Raw genomic sequence first — 18,884 nt, forward strand, 5'->3', positions numbered from 1 at the left:
AAAGTCTTGCTATCGTATATCGCAGGCGCAAGCGAGTTGGCTGAGTCGAATCAGCGTCGAATCAGCCATGCAATTTTTCGCGTTTGCCCCATTCTCCCATGGTGTAATGGCAACACTCCGGTTTTTGGTACCGGCATTCTAGGTTCGAGTCCTGGTGGGAGAGCAAGCGGGGGGCCGGCCCCTTAATTAAGAAGTGACTTTTCGCCCCGCCGTGACCGTGATGCACCCTGACCGAGGAGTAGCAAGTTTCATGTCAAACGGTTCGGCCACCGCTGTGGTCATTCTCGCCGCGGGTCAAGGCACCCGAATGAAATCCGATACGCCGAAAATGCTGCACGCTATCGGCGGTCGTACCATGTTGGAGCACGCGCTCTATGCCGCCAAGGGAATTAGTCCGGAAGAGATTGCTGTTGTCGTTGGCCACCAGCGCGAAAAGGTAATCGACGCCATCGGGACTTGGGCTTCGGATACCGAGCACTCCAACGACGTCGTCATTGCCCCGCAGGAAGAACAAAACGGTACCGGCCACGCTGTTCAGTGCGCACTGGAACACCCTGAGCTGCAGAATTTCGATGGCACCATTCTGGTGACCACTTCCGATGTTCCGCTGCTGGATTCCGAAGCGCTCCAGGCACTGCTCGAAGAGCACAACCGCAAGCCACGCGCTGCCGTGACTGTGCTGACCTCCACTGCTGACAACCCGCACGGCTACGGCCGCATCGTTCGCAACGCCGACGGCGAAGTTCTGCGCATCGTGGAGGAAAAGGACGCCTCCGACGAGGAACGCGAGATCACCGAGGTCAACTCCGGTGTCTACGCATTTGATGCCGAGACCCTGGCAAACGCTCTCAAGCAGCTGGACACCAACAATGCCCAGGGCGAGCTCTACCTCACCGATGTCATCGGCATCGCCCGTGAGGCCGACCGCTCAGTACGCGGTCACCGCCTCGCCGACGCCACCGTCGTCGCCGGTGTCAATGACCGCGTCCAGCTGGCTACCCTTGGCCGTGAGCTCAACCGTCGCACCTGCGAGGCAGCTATGCGCGGGGGCGCCACTATCGTCAATCCGGACACCACGTGGATTGACGTTGAGGTGGAAATCGGCCGCGACGTCACGATTCTGCCGGGCACGCAGCTGCACGGCAAGACCGTGATTGGCGACGGGGCCACCGTGGGACCGGACACGACGCTGACCAACATGGTCGTCGGCAAGCGCGCCAGCGTCGTACGTACACACGGTTCCGATTCGGAGATCGGCGAGGATGCGACGGTCGGACCGTTCACCTACATTCGCCCGAACACCAAACTCGGTGTCGGCGCGAAGCTCGGCGGCTTCGTAGAAGCGAAGAACGCGCAGATTGGAAACGGTTCGAAGGTTCCGCACCTGACCTACGTCGGCGATGCGGAGATTGGCGAGCACTCCAACATTGGTGCCTCCAGCGTGTTCGTGAACTACGACGGCGTCAACAAGCACCGCACCGTTATCGGCTCGCATGTTCGCACCGGCTCCGACACCATGTTCATCGCTCCGGTGACCGTGGGTGATGGTGCGTACTCAGGTGCAGGTACTGTTATTAAGGACGACGTTCCTCCGGGAGCATTGGCGGTCAGTGGTGGCCGTCAGCGCAACATCGAGGGATGGGTCGAGCGGAAGCGTCCAGGTACCGCTGCTGCTGAGGCAGCGCAGGCGGCGCAGGTAGCTGACAACGCTGACAACAACAAGGAAGACCAGGAAGGCTAGACGGCAGATGACCGGCCAGTGGATCGATAACCAAAAGAACCTCATGCTCTTCTCCGGAAGGGCACACCCGGAATTGGGCGAGGCAGTTGCCAAGGAGCTCGGCACAGAGCTGACTCCGATGACCGCTCGTGATTTTGCCAACGGCGAAATCTTCGTGCGCTACGAGGAATCCGTCCGCGGTTCCGATGCCTTCGTACTGCAGGCGCACCCGGCACCGCTGAACAAGTGGCTCATCGAGCAGCTGATTATGATTGACGCGCTCAAGCGCGGTTCAGCCAAGCGCATCACCGCTATCCTGCCGTTCTTCCCATACGCCCGCCAGGACAAGAAGCACCGTGGCCGTGAGCCGATTTCCGCTCGCCTGGTCGCTGACCTGCTCAAGACCGCCGGCGCTGACCGCATCGTCTCCGTGGACCTCCACACCGACCAGATTCAGGGCTTCTTCGACGGCCCGGTCGATCACATGCACGCCATGCCGATTCTGTCGGAGTACATCAAGAAGAACTACTCCCTGGACAACCTGGTCGTGGTCTCCCCTGACGCCGGCCGTGTGAAGGTTTCCGAGAAGTGGGCCAACACCCTGGGCGACGCCCCGCTGGCCTTCATTCACAAGACCCGTTCCGTCGATGTCGCAAACCAGGTTGTCGCCAACCGCGTGGTCGGCGAGGTCTCCGGTAAGACCTGTCTGCTCATCGACGACATGATTGACACCGGCGGCACCATCGCCGGCGCTGTCAAGGTGCTGCGTGAGGCTGGCGCTGAGGATGTCATCATCGCTACCACGCACGGCGTCTTCTCCGACCCAGCTCGCGAGCGCCTGTCGAAGTGCGGTGCCCGCGAGGTCATCACCACCGATACCTTGCCGCAGTCCACCGAGGGCTGGGACAACCTGACCGTCCTGCCAATCGCACCACTGCTGGCTAAGACGATCCACGAGATCTTCGAAAACGGTTCCGTCACCACCCTCTTCGAGGGTCAGGCATAAGTTCTTTCCGCTTGCCGACGGGCATCCCGCCGCGACCAGCAACCTAGTTTTGCTGGTGGTGGCGGGGTTTGCTGTTTGACCTGTTAGTCCACTACAATTTCTCCGGTAAGTCTCGGCGAGGGCGGCCACAGTAGGTGGTTGCCGTTATCGACGCGACGCTCGCAGCCCAACTTTTGCGCCCACGGTGGCATGGATGCGGCACGTGCTCGACTCGACGACTCAATATCGAATCGTTTAGGAGTCCATTTTCATGGCAAAGCCCAACATCATCAAGATTGATGCTCGTAACCGCACCGAGTTCGGCAAGGGTGCCGCTCGCCGTGCCCGCGTTGCTGGCGACATCCCGGTTGTCATCTACGGCGCTGACCTGGATGCCCCGAAGCACATCCTCGTTGACACTCTGGATTTCCACGCTGTCATCCGTAACCACGGTGTCAACGCTGTTCTGGACGTCAACATCGAGGGTGAGTCCCAGCTGTCCATGGTCAAGGCTGTTGACCAGAACCCGCTGACCCTCGACATCGACCACGCTGACCTGCTCGCCATTCACCGTGACGAGAAGGTTGAGGTTGAGGTTCCGGTCGTTCCGACTGGCGAGCTCGCTCCGGGCGCCCTGCTCATGCAGGATGCCGAGACCATTCTGGTCAACGCACCGGTTCTGGCTATTCCGGAAGAGATCGAGGTCTCCGTCGAGGGTGCAGAGGTCGGCACCATGGTTCACGCCGGCGACGTTACCCTGCCAGAGGGCCTGGTCCTCACCGACGACGCTGACCTGCTCATCTTCAACATCGTCGAGCCGGAGGAAGAGCCGGCTGGTGACGTCGATGCCGATATCGAGGGCATGGGCGAGGCTGAGACCCCGGATGAGCCAGCTGAGGAAGAGGCTGAGTAATTCAAACGCTGAATGGCTCTATCTGACTGAACCAGTACAGGCTTTCACGTTTAGCTAAAAAGGGACGGACACTCTGGTCCGTCCCTTTTTTGTTCTTGAAACTCCCCGAAGCCAACAGACCGCGCACCGTGTGCCAAGATTGAATTCATGAACGCCTCCACCACACCTCTGCTTGTCGTGGGGCTCGGCAACCCTGGGCCCAAATATGAACTCACCCGCCATAACGTCGGGCATCTGGTGCTAGATGAACTAGCGAGCCGCACTTCTCCGATGCCTTCGTCGTTTAGCGTGCATAAGAAGTCCAACGCTGAGATTGTGCAGACTCGGTTTAAGACCTCCGATGGCGGCGAGCGACAGGTGATTCTGGCTAAGCCCCGGACCTACATGAATCTGTCGGGTGGTCCGATTGCGGCGCTGGCCAAGTTCTTCAACGTCGCGCCTACCGACGTCGTGGTAGTCCACGATGAGCTGGACCTGGACCCGGGCGTGGTACGGCTTAAGCGCGGCGGGGGCGAGAATGGCCACAATGGCCTGCGCTCGACCACGAAGTCGTTGGGCACGAAGGACTACATGCGGGTGCGTATTGGCATTGGCCGTCCTCCGGGCCGCCAAGATCCGGCGGACTACGTGCTGCGTAATTTCAATGCTAAGGAACGCGAGGAGCTCGCTTTCACTCTGCCCACTGCTGCGGAGGCGGTGGAGTTAATCGCCAGCCACGGGCTGGAGATTGCGCAGAACCAGATTCACGGGCGGTAGCAGTAGCGGGAAGGGGGGGGCTATTTTCACGTTCCCGGGAGCTTCAGTCTTTACAGCTCGTCGGTGTTCGTGCTGCTCGGCGTTTTCGTCGGCGTTTTCGCTCTGTCCACCGAGCGCCTGGCGGTGGGATTCGGGAAGCTGCGGCAGGGCGCCCGTGAGGGCATCGACCAGGTGATGAGGATCAGGCGCCCGAGGAGCTCCCCGTCCGGCACGCCCACGACTCGGCGTAGCGGCCGCCCTTCGCCAGCAATTCATCGTGCGTGCCCCGTTCTGCGACCGTCCCGTCCTCCGAAAGCACGACGATGAGGTCGGCATCGCGAACGGTGTGCAGGCGATGGGCGACGACAATCACGGTGCGATCGCCGCGCAACGCCTCCATCGTGCCGACGATCGCCCGCTCAGTGGCCGCATCCAGCGAGGACGTCGGCTCGTCGAGAAGCACCACCGGGGAATCCTTCAGAAGCGCCCGGGCAATGGCGAGGCGCTGCCGCTCGCCTCCCGACAGCAGCGTCCCCTCCTCCCCCACCGGGGTATCCCACCCGGAAGGCAGCAGCTCCACGATGCGGTCCACCCCGGAACGCCGGGCGGCCTCGCGCAAGCGGTCCCCGTCACCGGGCTCGGAACCGAATCCGGGATCGGCGAAGACCACGTTGTCCCGCACGGACGCGTCGAAAAGGAACGTCTCTTGGAACACCGGGGTCACCAGCGAGTTCACGCCGTCGGTGCCAATCCGAGGCAAGGGTACCCCGCCGATGAGGACCTCCCCCGAGTCCGGATCATGAAAACGCGACAGCAGCCGCATGACCGTCGTCTTGCCCGCCCCCGACGGTCCCACTACGGCAACCAGCGCTCCCTGAGGGGCACGGAAGCTGACGCCGTCGAGAACCTTCTTATCCCCGTACCCGAAGCTCACGTCGCGGAACTCCACGTCATGCCCGTCGGGCAGCTCCGGTGCGGCAGGTTCGGGAAGGGCGGGGATTGCCCGCAGGTCACGCAACGCAGCCAACGTGTTGCGGCCCGCACCGAAACCGCCGGACAACGCTCCCGCCGTGGTGATCGGTCCGGTGAACTGGACGACCACGATGAGCATCGGCGCCAAATGCGCCGGCGCCATCCCGCCCGTCGCGGCGACTGCCACGGCGACTATCACCGCCGCCGTGAACACCGCATGGACGACCGAACCCAGTCGTCCGATGGCCGCCCCCTGCGTCGACGTCGCCTTCGCGAACGCATCGTGTTGGGCCCGGATTGCCTCATCCACCATCGCGTCCGCCGCCGAACCGTCGCCCGCGGCGCGAATCGCCTGCTGGCAGCGGGTGAACTCGATCAGCCTGCCGGAGACGGCAGCGACGGCGTCAGCATGCGCTTCGTCCGACTCCCCGCCGACCCGACCAATGGCCCGGTAGGCGAAGAAGATCACCGGCGCCGACGCGACGAGAACCAAACCGACGCGCCAATCCACCGCCAGAATTCCGAAGGCGATGACGGTCGGCGCAACCGCCGCGGCGATGACAGGCCGCAGGATCACGTGCGGCACGGACGCCGCGAACGCGATACCCGACGATGCCATCTCCGAAAAGCGGCCGGCCGTGGACTTGGTGACGTACCCGAGTGGCAACGTCAGCACGCGTTCGCCCAGGGAACGCAGCAGGGACGACAGCACCGCTGCGGAATTCGCCCTGCCGACCGTCCCCGCGGCGAGAGACAGCACCGCATGGGCGGCCGCGAGGCCGGCGATGACGCCGGTGAAACGCCACGCCGTCGCATCATCTCCCTCGGCCAGAGCCGACAGCAGCGGCAGCAGCGCGACGAACGCCGCTCCCTGAGCCAGCGCGGCAAGCGCGGCCAACGCAATGAGCCACGCCAGCGTCATTCTCGAGCGCCGATCCGTCATCGACCACAAGTCCCGAATCATCGGTTCCCCGCCTTTTCATCGTCTAATTCAGTGCCCCGCGGGGCGGATGGTTCGTCGTCGAGTGCGAACGCGCGCCACAAATCCCGGTAGCGGCCACCGCGCGCAAGCAACTCGTCGTGGGTACCCGCCTCCGCGACCGCTCCCCCATCGAGAACGAGGATGCGGTCGGCGTTTCGGATCGTGCTCAACCTGTGCGCGATCACAATCACCGTCCGTGAACGGGCCAAACGCTCGATTGCGGACTGGATGAGGGCCTCGGAAGCCGGATCCGCGTAAGCGGTTGCCTCGTCGAAGATGAGCACCGGCGCGTCCGTGACGATCGACCTCGCGATGGCCACGCGCTGCGCCTCACCACCGGAAAAGGTCACGTCGACGTTGACCACCGAATCCAGGCCCTTCGGCAGCGCCGCGATGACCGCATCGAGGTTCGCGAGCTTCGCGGCCGCCATGATTTCGCCGTCGGTGGCGTCTCTCCTGGCCAGCCGGATGTTCTCCCGCAACGGCAGCGTGAGCAACTGCGGATCTTGGAACACCACCGACACCGAGCGGTGCACGTCGCGCACGGCGATGTCGCGAAGATCGGCGCCGCCCAGCAGCACCGAGCCTTCAACGGGGTCGTAGAAACGCGCCAACAGCCGGGCGACGGTGGACTTTCCGGAACCGGAGGACCCCACCAGCGCAGTGAGGGTCCCCGGTTCGAACGTCGCGGACATCCCGTCGAGGACCCGCGGCCCATCGCCGTAGGCGAAGACCAGGTTCCGGGCCTCGAGCGCGCCTCCGCGCACGGGCACCGGATCGGCGGGCTCGACGATCGGCGGCGTGCCCAGCACCTCCGCGATGGACTTCAGGGCAGCGATCCCCGCGATGATGGGTTCGGAGTTCATGGCCACCCGCACGATCGCCGCGGAGAGTCCAAGGCCGAGAACCAGCCCGGCGACGAGCCCCTCCGGTAGGCCGCCCGCGGCGTCCCTCAGAGCGAGGCCGGCCCCGCACACCACTGCGAGGACTGTAATCGGGGACGTCACCACGTCGATGACCCCGAGATAGATGTTCGACTGCCGGGACCAGGCAGACCACGCACGGACGAACGACAGCGCCGCGGCATCGTAGCGACCCGCGCCCTGGTTGGCGCGTCCGAAGGACTTCATCACTGAGATACCTCGCACCAACTCGATGACCGCGGCCGTCACTCCTTCGGAGGCTCGCTCGTAGTCGCGCTGAAGACCGGCTCCGCGCGAAATCATCACACCCATCAGGGCGAAGGTGACCAGCACCGGGACGACCGCCACCGCCGCGATCCGCCAATCCACCGCGACGAGCGCGATGAGGGAAAGCAGGGGAACCAGCACCGCCACCACGGTCTCACCGACGGTGTGGCCCATGAGCTGGTGGACAGCCGCGACGTCCTTCTCAACCGACCCGATGATTCCCGACGAGCGCCGGGCGTCCAGCCAGCCCAGCGGCAACTTCCGGATTTGGGCGACCAGCCGGCGCCGAAGGTGGAGCTGCAGGTCGTTATCCGCCCGGTGCGAGAGCATGCCGGCGGCGCCGTCCGCGGCCATGCGCACCGTTGCGGCGACGACAATGACAGCCACGGCCAACCACGTCCGATGCTCCGGGGCCTCCGGGTACGTCATCGCGATGTCGATGATGCCGACCAGCGAAGCGACGGTAGCCACCGACGACAGGACGGATAACGCGACCACCGCACGCATCCGGGTCCGGATCGGGGCGAGCAGCGACCACGGGCCTACAGTCCCGTCCACGGCGCTCACTTGCCCGCCTCCCCGATTGCGCTTTTCTTCGTGAGAGTACAGAAGTACACCATGCCGGCGTGTGAGGCTCCGCCCAGCTTCAGCCCGTTGGCTTCGGCGAGGTCCTCGAGCTCGCTGTCCCGGAACACCCGGTGGCCCATCTTCGCCATGATGGCCATGTCGACCCGCTCGTTCACGTCGGGATCCTCGGCGAACGTCTGCACGTAAGCGATGCCGTCGTCGGCGAGCAGCCCGGCGACCCTGCCGAGCGCGGCACCCGCATCCTTCATTTGGTGGAGCGCGCCGCACACCCAGATTTCATCGGCCCCGCCGGTCTCTCCCGCGAGCGGCGCGAGGACGTCGGCGACGTGGAATTCCGTCCGGGCCCCGAGCCCTTCGACGGCGGCGCGTTCGCGGGCGATGCGGATCGCATTGGGCGACAGGTCGTAGCCGACGATGTTCGCCCTGCGATAGCGAGGCTCGGCGGCAAGCATGCGGGCGAGCCACCCGGTTCCGCAACCGAGGTCGAGAACCCGGGCTGGCGCATCCGGCCCGGGATCCAGCGCACGGAGCTTCCGATACACGGCGGCGACGTCCATCGGTTCACGCGCATAGCGGCTGAGGAACCTCGGCTGGACCTTGTCCTCGTAGGCCGCGAGGAGTCTGCGGTTGTTCTGGACGATCTGGGCAATCGACTTCATCTGGTTCTGTCTCCGGGTGTGTGGGCCGCGTCCACGCGGCGGTTTCGGGTTAGGTGCTCGGGTTCGCGGGCCGTCGTCGGCGGCGCCGCCCCCGTGGACGTGCCCGTCATGCAGCCTCCCCCGGCCTCGTTTTCACGGCGATGCCCCACGCCGCGAGCACGGCGATGCCTAAGAACCAGGCCGCGCAGACCACCAGACCCGCAGCCCCGGTGCCGTTGACGGCCTCGCCGGCCGCGGATACGGGGGTGTGCCCGGCGATTCCGCGCAGGAGAGGACGGAAGTGGTCGGCGGGCATGAGCACCGTGTTGACGAACATCGCAACGATGATTAACGGGATGAGGGCCACGGAACCCTGGGGGCTGGTGATGGAGAACGCGATGTACGTGCCGGTGCATGCGGCCGCCGCGGCAACCATCGCGCCGGTCACCGCGATCCTCCACCACCAGGACACCTCCGGGAGGCCGTCGGACAGCAAGGCGGCCACCGCCGCGACGACGACCGTCATCGCCATGATCCGGATGAACTCGGCAATAATCCGTGCGGCCGGCACGGCCGCGTACGGTGACGGCATGGTGATTAACCGCTCGTGGAAGCCATTGCTGCGTTCAACGAACACGGTGGACGATCCCGTGATGGCCAGGATGAACGCCCACGCCGTCACGACCAGGATGACCGCGTTCCGGAGTTCGAACTCTCCGGTGAGCTGCCTGACCAGGCCACCGAACATGCGGTTGACGATGAACAGGTACACGAGCGGAGCAATGAACGTCATGAACCAGAAGTCGGGGCGCCGCAGCCAAATGTGGGCGATGCGCCGCAAATGCACGAAGATGGCGTCGATCATGATTCGCTCCTCGAGGTGAACCGGCGGATGAACAGGACGATTCCGGCGACCACCGCGACGCCGAGCCACAGGGCTGCCTCTTCCCCGGCGCTATCCGGGAAGGCGTCCGGGGACGCCGCCCTGATCACCTCGATCATCGGCGAAAACGGCATGTGACGTACGACGTCGCGCAGGGAGCCGTCCAAAGCGGTCGCCGGAATGAACGCGGTGGAGAACATAAGCAGCAGCATTTCCAGCGCCTGGATCGATGAGGCCGTCGACACCGGGGCGGGCACCATCAGGATCACCCCGTCCGTGACCAGGGACAGGACCGCCGCGGCGAGCAGCGACCACAGGACAGTCCACGCGACGTCACCGACAGCCATGTCGAGTCCACAGGCCCACGCGACGACCAGCAGCGCCGCGATCGACGCGGACATCCGCAGCAAATCGGTGGCGAGCCTGCCGGCGACATAGCCGCCTGTGGCCCCGGGCAACACGCGCACGCGGTCAACAAGCCCGGATTCGACGTCCTGTCCCACCGCCATCGCCGACGCCGCGGCGGTGAACATCGCCGCCTGGAACAGGCAGCCGCCGAGCACGAAACGCAGGTACCCGAAGCCGGATTGCCCCGCCGAGTACCCAAACACCGCGTACAGGCACAGCAGGAAGAGGGGCGGAACTACGAACATGGAGATCAGCGACGCGGTGTTGCGTCGCAACAGCAGCAGATCCCGACGGAGAAACGCCGCGACCGACGTCGCACTCATCGTGCCGCACCCCCTGCGTTCATCGATATGAACACCTCGTTGAGGGTGGGCGGCGACACGCTCAGCGAATCCGGCAACGCTTCCGAGGCCTCCATCGCCCGCGCCACCGCCTCGAGGATCCGTGGCCCGGGGTCGACGTCGAGGGACACCGACTTCCCCGCGACGCGGGCGCGGTCCAGGCACGTTCCCCCGAGGCAGCGGGCGAACGCCTCCGCCCCGGCGGCGGTGGCGAAGGACACGCGGAGCACGTGCGACCCGAAGTCGCGGCGCAATTCCTCCGGCGTTCCGCTGGCGACGATGCGTCGGTCCTTGAGCAGATGGACGTGGTCTGCCAGCGCCTCCGCCTCTTCCAGGTACTGGGTGGTCAGCACCAGGGTCATTCCGTCGTCCCGCAGCTGCCGGATGAAGCCCCACAGCTCTTCGCGGCTGACCGGGTCCAACCCCGTCGTGGGTTCGTCGAGGAACAGCAGCCTGGGCACGACGCACAGCGACGCGGCGATGTCGAGGCGCCGCCGCATGCCACCCGAATAGGCCGACACCAACGTCGAGGCACTGTCTGCGAGCGAGAATTGCGCGAGTAGTTCCGTCGCGCGGGCGGCCGCGTCGGCGCGGTCGAGTCCGCGCAGCCGCCCGAAGAACTCCAGGTTCTCCCGGCCGGTGAGGTTCTCGTCGATCGCCGCGAATTGGCCGGTGGTGGCAATGTCGGCGCGCACGCCCGCCGGATCCTCTTTCACATCGCGCGAGAAGATGCTCACCTCGCCGGAGTCTGCGGTGATGAGCGTCGACAGGATTCGGATGAGAGTGGTCTTGCCTGCGCCGTTGTGGCCGAGGAACGACACGATCGCCCCGGCGGGCACGGTGAAACTCACGCCGTCGAGCACATGCTTGCGCATCCGGGCACCGCGCTTTCCCTTACGCCCGCCGTCCGGCGGGGCACCTGCACCGCCTTCGGGCGCGGTGCCCGCTTTGCCCGCAATCGGGTAGCTCTTCGTGAGGTTGCGGACGACGATCGCCGCACCTCGTTCAGCTTTCTCCGTCATCGTTTCCCCTTTTCTTTGGTATCGCAGTGGGCCGCTGTCGGCAGCGGCCCCGTGGTCGGGTTGTCATGCGGCACCTCGATATGGATGCCCGCATCGCGGGCGAAGGCGAGGACCGGTTCGAGGAGCCGGGGGTGGCCGACGAGATCCCGGCACCCCGGCGTGACCGGCTTCCCCGCCACCGCCACAACGGTGGCGGCAGCAATCGCCGCGGTCATTTTGTAGGAACCTGGGCCGGTCGCCCGGACGACGGTCGTCTCGGCCGACGGCCCCGCATCGCCCGCGCCGGCGGACGACAGTACGACGACCAGCTCGGCGGGTTGCGGAGTGCCCTTCGCCCGCGCCTTCCGCGATGTCACGGCCGCCCCGAGACGGGCGAGCAGACCGGAGACAACGGGCATCGCGTACAGTCTCGACGTGCAGATCTTCTCCACCAACGCATCGGGGAGGGCATCGAAGGCGACGTGGTAGGAATATCCACGGATCGAGGGGCACACCTCGCGTACGACGTCGACGTCCGGGCATTCGTAGCCGATTCCGCTTTGCGACGACACCGGGTTGCGCCGCACTTCGACAATGGCGCCGCCGAGCATCGCGCGGTATCCGCCGCGAATGGTCCGGAACATCGACTCGACCGACGCGGCCCCGGATTCCTGGTCGGCGCCGATTCGCAGATCGACCCGCACATCGCGGACCTCTTCGGCCCCCGCAGCGCGGGCCCCGAGAATCAACAGTGCCGTCGACAAGCCCGGGCACAGGCCGAACCCGGTGAGCACGGTAACCCCCTCCCGCCGGGCATCCCCGTCGAGGGCCATGATTGCGCGGCGGGCGTCGATCGAATCGTTGACGTCGATGTATCCGGTGCCTGAGTCAATGCAAGCACGGGCGAGTGAGTCTGCGTGCACCTCGAACGGGCCGGTGCAGTTGACCACCCAATCGTGTTTGCGGAATACCCTGCAGATCTCGTTGTGGCCGGCGGCGATCCTCAGCGGGAAGTGCCGCCCCGGGCCATCGTCCGGTTTCTTTCGGGAAGTGTAGGCCAGCTCGATCCCGTCGACGGCGCCGAGCATCCCCCGGACGAGCCGTCCGGTGACGCCGGTACCTCCGGCCACCAGCACTTTCACAGGTTCGCCCGCGTCGCGGTCCCGTGCTTCCCCGCCGTTTCGTCGATCAGTCACTTTCCATCTCGTTTCCCCGGTCCCGCGACCGGTCGATTCCATCGGACGACGGGTCCACTGCCCTGTCGTCCGTTTCCGGCGCCCGGCGCCGGTGTTCGATGTACTCCCCGATGAGAGCCCCAGTCAGCGCGGCATCCTCTCCGAGGACGAACGAATAGTGGTTTCCCGCGACGCCGGCGACGCAGAGGTCATCGACGAGGTGGTCCCGCCACTGGTCGTGGTTGTGAGCCTCGCCGTCATCGGGGAAAACGAACAGCGCCTCCCTCACCCGCCCCTCGGGCCGGTACCGGGTGCGGGCATCGATGAGCGAGCGCAGCGAGTTGAACTCCGTCGCTGTCACCCGGTCGCCGGAAAGCCCAAGGTCCTCCAGGAGCGTCGGTGCGACCGCTGCGGCCAGGGCACGCAGGCGGGCCCCTCGTTCCTCATCGGTCTCGTCGACCCCGCCGAACTCCGCCCAGAGGCGGGCAACCGGCGTTCCGTGCGGGAGATCGGCGATCGAGGGCATCACCCGGGACAGCAGCCCCTTTTCGGATTCCGCGTCGAAATCCCCGACGTCGACCGCGATCCCCGGAGCCAGGCTGTCGAGAAACACCAGCGCAGGATCGAGATCGGCCAAACGGAGCGCCATCTCGGCCGCGATGGTGCCGCCGAGGCTCCATCCAACGATCGCAGGGGCGGCACCGTCGACGAGCACCTCGCGGACCCGGCCCGAATAGTGGGCCGCGATATCGCCGATGCCGATAGCGTGGGGGAATGGTCTCTCGAACTCCGCGAAGCCGACGCCCCACACCTGCCCGCCACCGGGGATCGCGAGTGCCAGGTCTCGGTAGATGTCGACGGTGCCGAATCCGCCGTGGACGAGGAAGATCGGGCGCGCCTCATCACCGCTGCGCAATAGGACCAGCGAACGGTCCGCGGCCGACGCGCCGGGATCATCCGCGTCCCGCCGGTCGGTCGGCGTGGTCGTCGACTGGCCGACGAGCTCTGCCACGCCACGTGGCGTCGGCTTGGCCAGCGCTTCCGCGAGCGGCACCGACGCCCCGGTGATGTCCTGGATCCGCTGCATCAGTTTCACGAATCCCAGGGAGTCGTAGCCGAGGAGGAACAGGTCGTCGTCCGCGCCGGCTTCGGCGCCGCCGAGGTCGGCCCGGACTATCCCAGTGATGACCGTCAGGTATCCGCGAACTCGGCCCATCAGGTCCCCGGATGCGATCCTCGAGATCGCGCCCGCCCTGTCGCGCTCTGCCGATAACACGCCCGCGACGCCGTCGTCGATCACCCCACCGCCGGAAGAAGTGCCCCCGACCGCCAGGCGCAGGTGCCGAACCTGGCCGACGCTCAGCGGCGCCGCTTCGGGGCAGCCCCCGGCGAAGCCCGACACCGACCTGATGTAATGGTCGAAGATGTCCTCCACCAGTTCCGGTTTCAGGATCTGCTCGACGAAATCCCAGGCGACGTTGATACGCCCGTCGACCTCCATCACCTGGTTGTCCAACAGCACCTGCGGAGTCTGGGAGATGGCGTAATCGACGTCTCCCAGGACGTGGGCATCCTTGCCCGAGCCATCGCCTGCCGCGGCCCCCTCGCCGAACAGCAACGAGGTGTACACGAACGGCGCTATGGCCTGTCCGACGGGCAGACCCCGGTGGCGCGCGATGGTGCCGAGCAACGACACCCCGGAGTACCCGGCCGCCATGTGCCCGAGCAGCCGGTTGCGCAGTTCCGCCGTCCACCAACGGAGATCATGGTCGGCGGCCGCTTTTACAGGCATCAGAATGACGCCGGTGAAATCACCGAAGACGCCGGCGACGTCGGCGATTTCGGAATCACGGTTGTACGTGGTGATGTTGATGCCGACCGAATCCCCCTTCGACCACAGCGACAGGCTCGTCGCATAGCAGGCGAGAAGCAGTGCGGACACGCTGCCGTCGGCGGCGCTGGCCCTTTCCCGCAACAGTGCGGTTTCCTCAGCGGTGAACGTGTACGACAGGCGACGCATCCGCGGCACATCCACGTCCGCGGCCGCACCGCTTGATGGAAGGGTGTTGCCGGGCGGGAATTCCTCGACCACCGTCCGAGTCAACGTCTCTTCGCCCCGCCCGACCGCCGAAGCTTCCCGACGCTTCATCTCCAAGACGTACGTGCGGTAGTCGCCAGTGACGGGCGGAAGCTCCGTTCCTCGGTACAGCTTGTCCAGGTCGTCGATGAAAATCCGCTGGCTCGCCCCGTCTCCGATGATCATGTCCACGCTGAAGAACAGGCGGTGCCGCCCGTCCGGGAGCGCGAACGCCGACAGATGGAACAAGGGCCAGCTGCCCAGATCGAATACCTGGTGGCTCAGCTCATCGCGCTTGCGCCGCACCGCCTCGACCACGGTCGCCTCATCGGCGGTCCGGTAGTCGGCGACATCAATACGGTAGCGCGGAACCTCCGGCAGGATCCGCTGCGTGGCTTGTGCGGTGAACACGACGCGCAGCATCGGATGCCTGCGGATTAGCTTGTCGAGGGCGTCTTCCAGGCGATCGATGTCGGTGCCGGGTTCGGTGACGGATTCGATGTAGTAGTGCTCGGTGACGCCGCCCAGCTCGAACCCAGAGTTCCGGCCAACGTAGTAGGCCTTCTGCATGTCAGTCAAGGGGAACGGCGCGTGGGGGTCATCCCCGAATTGTTCCACCGGATCCTTTCCGTGGGCACTCGCGGAGCATTCTCGGGCGCCTCCTGCGGCTGAACCGGCACCGACGGCACAATCGGGGGAAGGCACTGCCTCGGCGACGGCTTCAGACTCGGCCCCGGATTCCCGCATGGCCTCCGATACAAGGCCGGCGATGTGCGCGATGGTCGGGTCGACGATGACGTCGCGGAAACGGAGCCGGACTCCCGTCTTCTGCCGGATTGCGCGAATCATAACCTGGAATTGCAGGGAATCGCCGCCGCGGCGGAAGAAGGACTCTCCCGCGCCGCACGCCGAATCCGCGGCACCCGTCGACGGGGCTTCCCCGAGAATCTCGTCGAAGACTCCGGACACCAACTCGATCGCCCCGGGGTCGGCGACGGAACCAGCCGAGCCCACGGCTCCGGCCCCCGCCCCGGCGACCTCGCCATCGGCCGTTGCCCCGCCGCCCGCGGCGCCGACGTGCCTACGAATTTCCTCCTGGTCCAGTTTCCCGTTGACGGTAACGGGCAGGTGCGCCACCGGCAGCAGGACCGTCGGTACCATGTACGCTGGCAAGCATCGGGCAAGCTCGGCCCGGACGGCATCCCGCGAGCCGGTCATATCGTCCACCGGAACGTAGAGGCACGCCAGTAGTCCCCGATCGCCCGATTCGACGACCGCCGCCATCGACGCGGTCACCAGGCCGGACCGCTCGAGGACCGATTCGATTTCTCCGAGTTCGACGCGGAAGCCCGCGATTTTCACCTGACGATCGCGGCGGCCGAGAAATTCCACAAAACCCTCCGCGTTGAACATGCCCACGTCTCCGGTCCGGTAGCAGCGACCGATGCCTGGGACATACCCGAAGGCGGCAGCGGTCCGCTCCGGATCGGCCGCATACCCCTGCGCGACGCCGAGGCCGCTGATGTGGATTTCCCCCGGCACCCCGACGGGGCAATGCACCCCGTCGGGAGCGAGCACGTGGATGCCCTGGTTCGCCAGCGGGTACCCGTAGGGAATGCGGTTTTCCAGGCTGTCGCGTTGCAGCGGGTACTGGATGGACCAAATGCTTCCTTCGGTCGCACCGCCCAGGCTATTGATCGACGCGTTCGGGAACATGTCCATGGCGCGCGCCGGAAGCCCCGCTGCGATGCGATCGCCGCTGAGCAATACGGTGCGCACATCCGGGAACACGTCGTCGTCCGTCGCCCGGACCAGGGCGAGCTCCAACAGGGCGGGCGCGGAGTTCCACAGCGTGACCCGCTCTTCCCGCAAGACGTCGAGGATTTCATCGGCGTTGCGTTCGTCTCCGACCATCGTCACCGTCGCTCCTGCCGCGAACGCACCGAACACGTCGTAGACCGACAGGTCGAATCCCAGCGACGACAATCCGATAATGCAATCAGCGGAGGTGACCCCATACCGCCGGTTCACGTCGAGGATGGTGTTGATACAGTTGCGATGACTGATCCGCACACCCTTTGGCCGGCCCGTGGTCCCCGAGGTGAAGATGACGTAGGCAAGGTCGTCAGGGGCAGTGCCGGGCGAAGAGTGCGCACCCGCGCTGCCCGCGCGGTCGCAGACTTCCGCGGCTGCGGGCTTGCCGACGCCCTCTACTCCGCTTTGGTCCAGTTCATCGATCACGCCGGTGTCCAGAATCGGGCCCGCCGCACCTGAGGCTTCCACTACGTATTCTTGTCGCTGGGCCGGCATGCCCGCGTCGACAGGCACGAATGCGGCTCCCGCACGCAATGCGCCGACCATGTTGACGATGTCGTCGGGATGCTTGGTGTAGCGCACGATCACCGCATCCCCCGCCCCGACGCCGGAATCCGAGAGTTGGCGGGCGATGCGTCCGGCCCTGGCCCAGACCTCGGCGTAGGTGTACGAGATGCCCCGGGCGGCGAGGCGCACGGCCGGCGCATCCGGAGTCGCCGCGCATGCGGCTTCGACAAGCGAAACCAGGGTGTCATCGTGGATCGGGCCCGCAGCGTCGTTGTAGCGGGCGACGGCCCCCTCCGTCTCCGCATGACGGATGGGCAGAGCCTCTCCCCCGTCCGCCACCACGTCCAGGGCCTCCGCAACGGCTCCGAACATCGCATCTACCGCAGGGAAGTAATCGTCGACCACGTCCCACGACAACGCCATCCCGCCCGATGCCGGCATCACCTGGATGTCGAGGCACACCTGCGCGGTTTGCGTGTAGATGCATTCGATGACCGGGCTGCGCCCGCTTCCCCGCTCGCCGCCGAGGTAGCTGGTGAACACCACCGGAGCGGTGGCCTGGGACTGATTGGCCGCGTCCCGGAGGAATCGCTGTAGCACCTCCACACCGGAAACGCAGCGGTGGGACAGCCCTTCGCGGATGTCCAGGTCGATCGCCTCCGCCAACCCGTCGATGGTCGCGGCTCTCCCGGCGTCGACGCCGACAAGCATCGATGAAGTGAAATCTCCCATCACCCTCGTGCCCGCGGCGAGGCCGCTGCGTTCGCTGACAGTCACGTTGACCGTCAACGCGGATTCAGGCAGCCACCTGCAGACGACGGCGGCGTTGACGGCCATCACCAGCGACGACAGGGTAACTCCAATGCGGTGGGCACGTTCGCTGAGCTTGGCGGTGACCTCCGCGTCAAGCACCGTGCCCAAGCGCCGGGTCGACCAATCGTCGCCACCCCCCACGGCCGCCGGGAACTCCGGACGCCGCGGCAGATCTGCGGCCTTCTTCTCCCAGTAGGCGAGGTCCTCGGCCCGTTTCCCGTCGCGCCGGCGCGCAGAGATTGCCGCCAGGGCATCCCCATATCTGGAAGCCGGAGCCGGCGGCTCCCCGGCCAGCAGGGATTCGAGCTCGTCGAAGAATAGGTACACCGAACCCGCATCCATGACGATCATGTTGAAGTAGATGAACATCCTGCACCCGCCCGCATCTGCGAGCAGCCTCGCGGCGACCATGGGACCGTCCTCGTTCGACGATCGCGCCGCGGTTCGCATGTCCCGACGGATCTCCCCCACCGCCGCGTCGATATCGTCGCCGGACCCGACTACCTCGACGGTGGCGAGGCACGCGCCGGTCGGGCTCAAGACCCCGGCATCGACGTCGAGCCGATGGAACAGCACGTCGTGACGCCCGAAGACCGCCCGCACGGCCTCCTCCACCTGCGGCAACGAATAGTCGTGCCGGGATTCCGCGTAGATGTACGTCGCTTGGCCGCCAAGCTCGATGTCCTCGTCCGCGCCGAGCAGGTAGGCGGTCTGGATTGGATTGAGCGGGACCGCATCCGCGGAACCAGCCCCATTTTTGCCGGCACAGCCGTCATCCGACTCACCCGTCGCTACAGCGGGATCGGCCCCGGCAGCGGCGCCTGCGGCAGATCCGGCATCAGCGCCACCCCGGGCGGCGTCGATGACGGCCGCCAAATCAGCGACCGTGACCCCGGGGTCCATCGCCGCGTAATCGATGGTGACCCCGTACTCGTCCTCCAGCGCCAGCAGCATCTGGAGGAAAGTCAGGGAGTTCGGGATGTGGTCGCGGAGTTTCACGTCCGCCGAATCCAGGTGCACGCCGATGGCGTCGGCGATGGACTCCGACAGCCGTTCGGGGGCGACTCGGGCCCCGGTGCGGGCTCTTCCCACGGCGGTAGATGCGACGGCCGGCGCGATCGTTTCATTGGTCATCGTCATC

12 protein-coding genes and 1 tRNA gene are annotated in these 18,884 nt (G+C 65.9%); 5 read left to right on the forward strand and 8 right to left on the reverse strand.

From position 1 onward, the window contains the following. The first annotated feature begins 92 nt into the window (after nt 1-92). The 5 genes from HMPREF1206_RS10075 to pth all read left to right on the forward strand — a co-directional run bounded on the left by HMPREF1206_RS10075 (nt 93) and on the right by pth (nt 4,374). Nucleotides 93-163, forward strand: a tRNA-Gln gene (locus HMPREF1206_RS10075). Between the two features lie 87 nt (nt 164-250). Continuing rightward, nucleotides 251-1,741, forward strand: a complete 1,491-nt coding sequence (gene glmU, locus HMPREF1206_RS10080; protein ID WP_016423205.1) for a bifunctional UDP-N-acetylglucosamine diphosphorylase/glucosamine-1-phosphate N-acetyltransferase GlmU — start codon at nt 251-253, stop codon at nt 1,739-1,741. 7 nt (nt 1,742-1,748) lie between these two features. Next, the gene (locus HMPREF1206_RS10085; protein WP_016423206.1) at nt 1,749-2,726 is read left to right on the forward strand and encodes a ribose-phosphate diphosphokinase; all 978 of its coding nucleotides are present in this window, start codon (nt 1,749-1,751) and stop codon (nt 2,724-2,726) included. 250 nt (nt 2,727-2,976) lie between these two features. Next, nucleotides 2,977-3,618, forward strand: a complete 642-nt coding sequence (locus tag HMPREF1206_RS10090; protein ID WP_016423207.1) for a 50S ribosomal protein L25/general stress protein Ctc — start codon at nt 2,977-2,979, stop codon at nt 3,616-3,618. A gap of 147 nt (nt 3,619-3,765) precedes the next feature. Further along, entirely contained in the window at nt 3,766-4,374 is a 609-nt protein-coding gene (gene pth, locus HMPREF1206_RS10095; protein ID WP_016423208.1) for an aminoacyl-tRNA hydrolase, read from the forward strand. 181 nt (nt 4,375-4,555) lie between these two features. On the opposite strand, the gene HMPREF1206_RS10100 is transcribed toward pth, so the two are convergent. From HMPREF1206_RS10100 to HMPREF1206_RS10135, 8 genes are all read right to left on the reverse strand, one after another. Further along, nucleotides 4,556-6,289 (reverse strand): ABC transporter ATP-binding protein, encoded by a 1,734-nt coding sequence (locus HMPREF1206_RS10100; protein ID WP_016423209.1) that lies wholly within the window; start codon nt 6,287-6,289, stop codon nt 4,556-4,558. Further along, the gene (locus HMPREF1206_RS10105; RefSeq protein ID WP_016423210.1) at nt 6,286-8,064 is read right to left on the reverse strand and encodes an ABC transporter ATP-binding protein; all 1,779 of its coding nucleotides are present in this window, start codon (nt 8,062-8,064) and stop codon (nt 6,286-6,288) included. Before HMPREF1206_RS10105 ends, HMPREF1206_RS10100 begins: the two co-directional genes overlap by 4 nt. Continuing rightward, the gene (locus HMPREF1206_RS10110) at nt 8,061-8,744 is read right to left on the reverse strand and encodes a cyclopropane-fatty-acyl-phospholipid synthase family protein (RefSeq protein ID WP_016423211.1); all 684 of its coding nucleotides are present in this window, start codon (nt 8,742-8,744) and stop codon (nt 8,061-8,063) included. The genes HMPREF1206_RS10105 and HMPREF1206_RS10110 overlap by 4 nt, the downstream gene beginning before the upstream one ends. A gap of 106 nt (nt 8,745-8,850) precedes the next feature. Then, the gene (locus HMPREF1206_RS10115) at nt 8,851-9,588 is read right to left on the reverse strand and encodes an ABC transporter permease (protein ID WP_016423212.1); all 738 of its coding nucleotides are present in this window, start codon (nt 9,586-9,588) and stop codon (nt 8,851-8,853) included. Further along, the gene (locus tag HMPREF1206_RS10120; RefSeq protein ID WP_016423213.1) at nt 9,585-10,337 is read right to left on the reverse strand and encodes an ABC transporter permease; all 753 of its coding nucleotides are present in this window, start codon (nt 10,335-10,337) and stop codon (nt 9,585-9,587) included. The genes HMPREF1206_RS10115 and HMPREF1206_RS10120 overlap by 4 nt, the downstream gene beginning before the upstream one ends. Next, the gene (locus tag HMPREF1206_RS10125; protein WP_016423214.1) at nt 10,334-11,377 is read right to left on the reverse strand and encodes an ATP-binding cassette domain-containing protein; all 1,044 of its coding nucleotides are present in this window, start codon (nt 11,375-11,377) and stop codon (nt 10,334-10,336) included. Before HMPREF1206_RS10125 ends, HMPREF1206_RS10120 begins: the two co-directional genes overlap by 4 nt. Continuing rightward, nucleotides 11,374-12,552, reverse strand: coding sequence for a hypothetical protein (locus HMPREF1206_RS10130; RefSeq protein WP_016423215.1), 1,179 nt, complete (start codon nt 12,550-12,552; stop codon nt 11,374-11,376). Before HMPREF1206_RS10130 ends, HMPREF1206_RS10125 begins: the two co-directional genes overlap by 4 nt. Continuing rightward, on the reverse strand, nt 12,545-18,877 hold the full coding sequence (locus HMPREF1206_RS10135; protein ID WP_016423216.1) for a non-ribosomal peptide synthetase: 6,333 nt from the start codon (nt 18,875-18,877) through the stop codon (nt 12,545-12,547). Before HMPREF1206_RS10135 ends, HMPREF1206_RS10130 begins: the two co-directional genes overlap by 8 nt. Between the last annotated feature and the right edge of the window lie 7 nt (nt 18,878-18,884).

Source organism: Corynebacterium sp. HFH0082, from assembly GCF_000411235.1.
GTDB lineage: Bacteria > Actinomycetota > Actinomycetes > Mycobacteriales > Mycobacteriaceae > Corynebacterium > Corynebacterium jeikeium_D.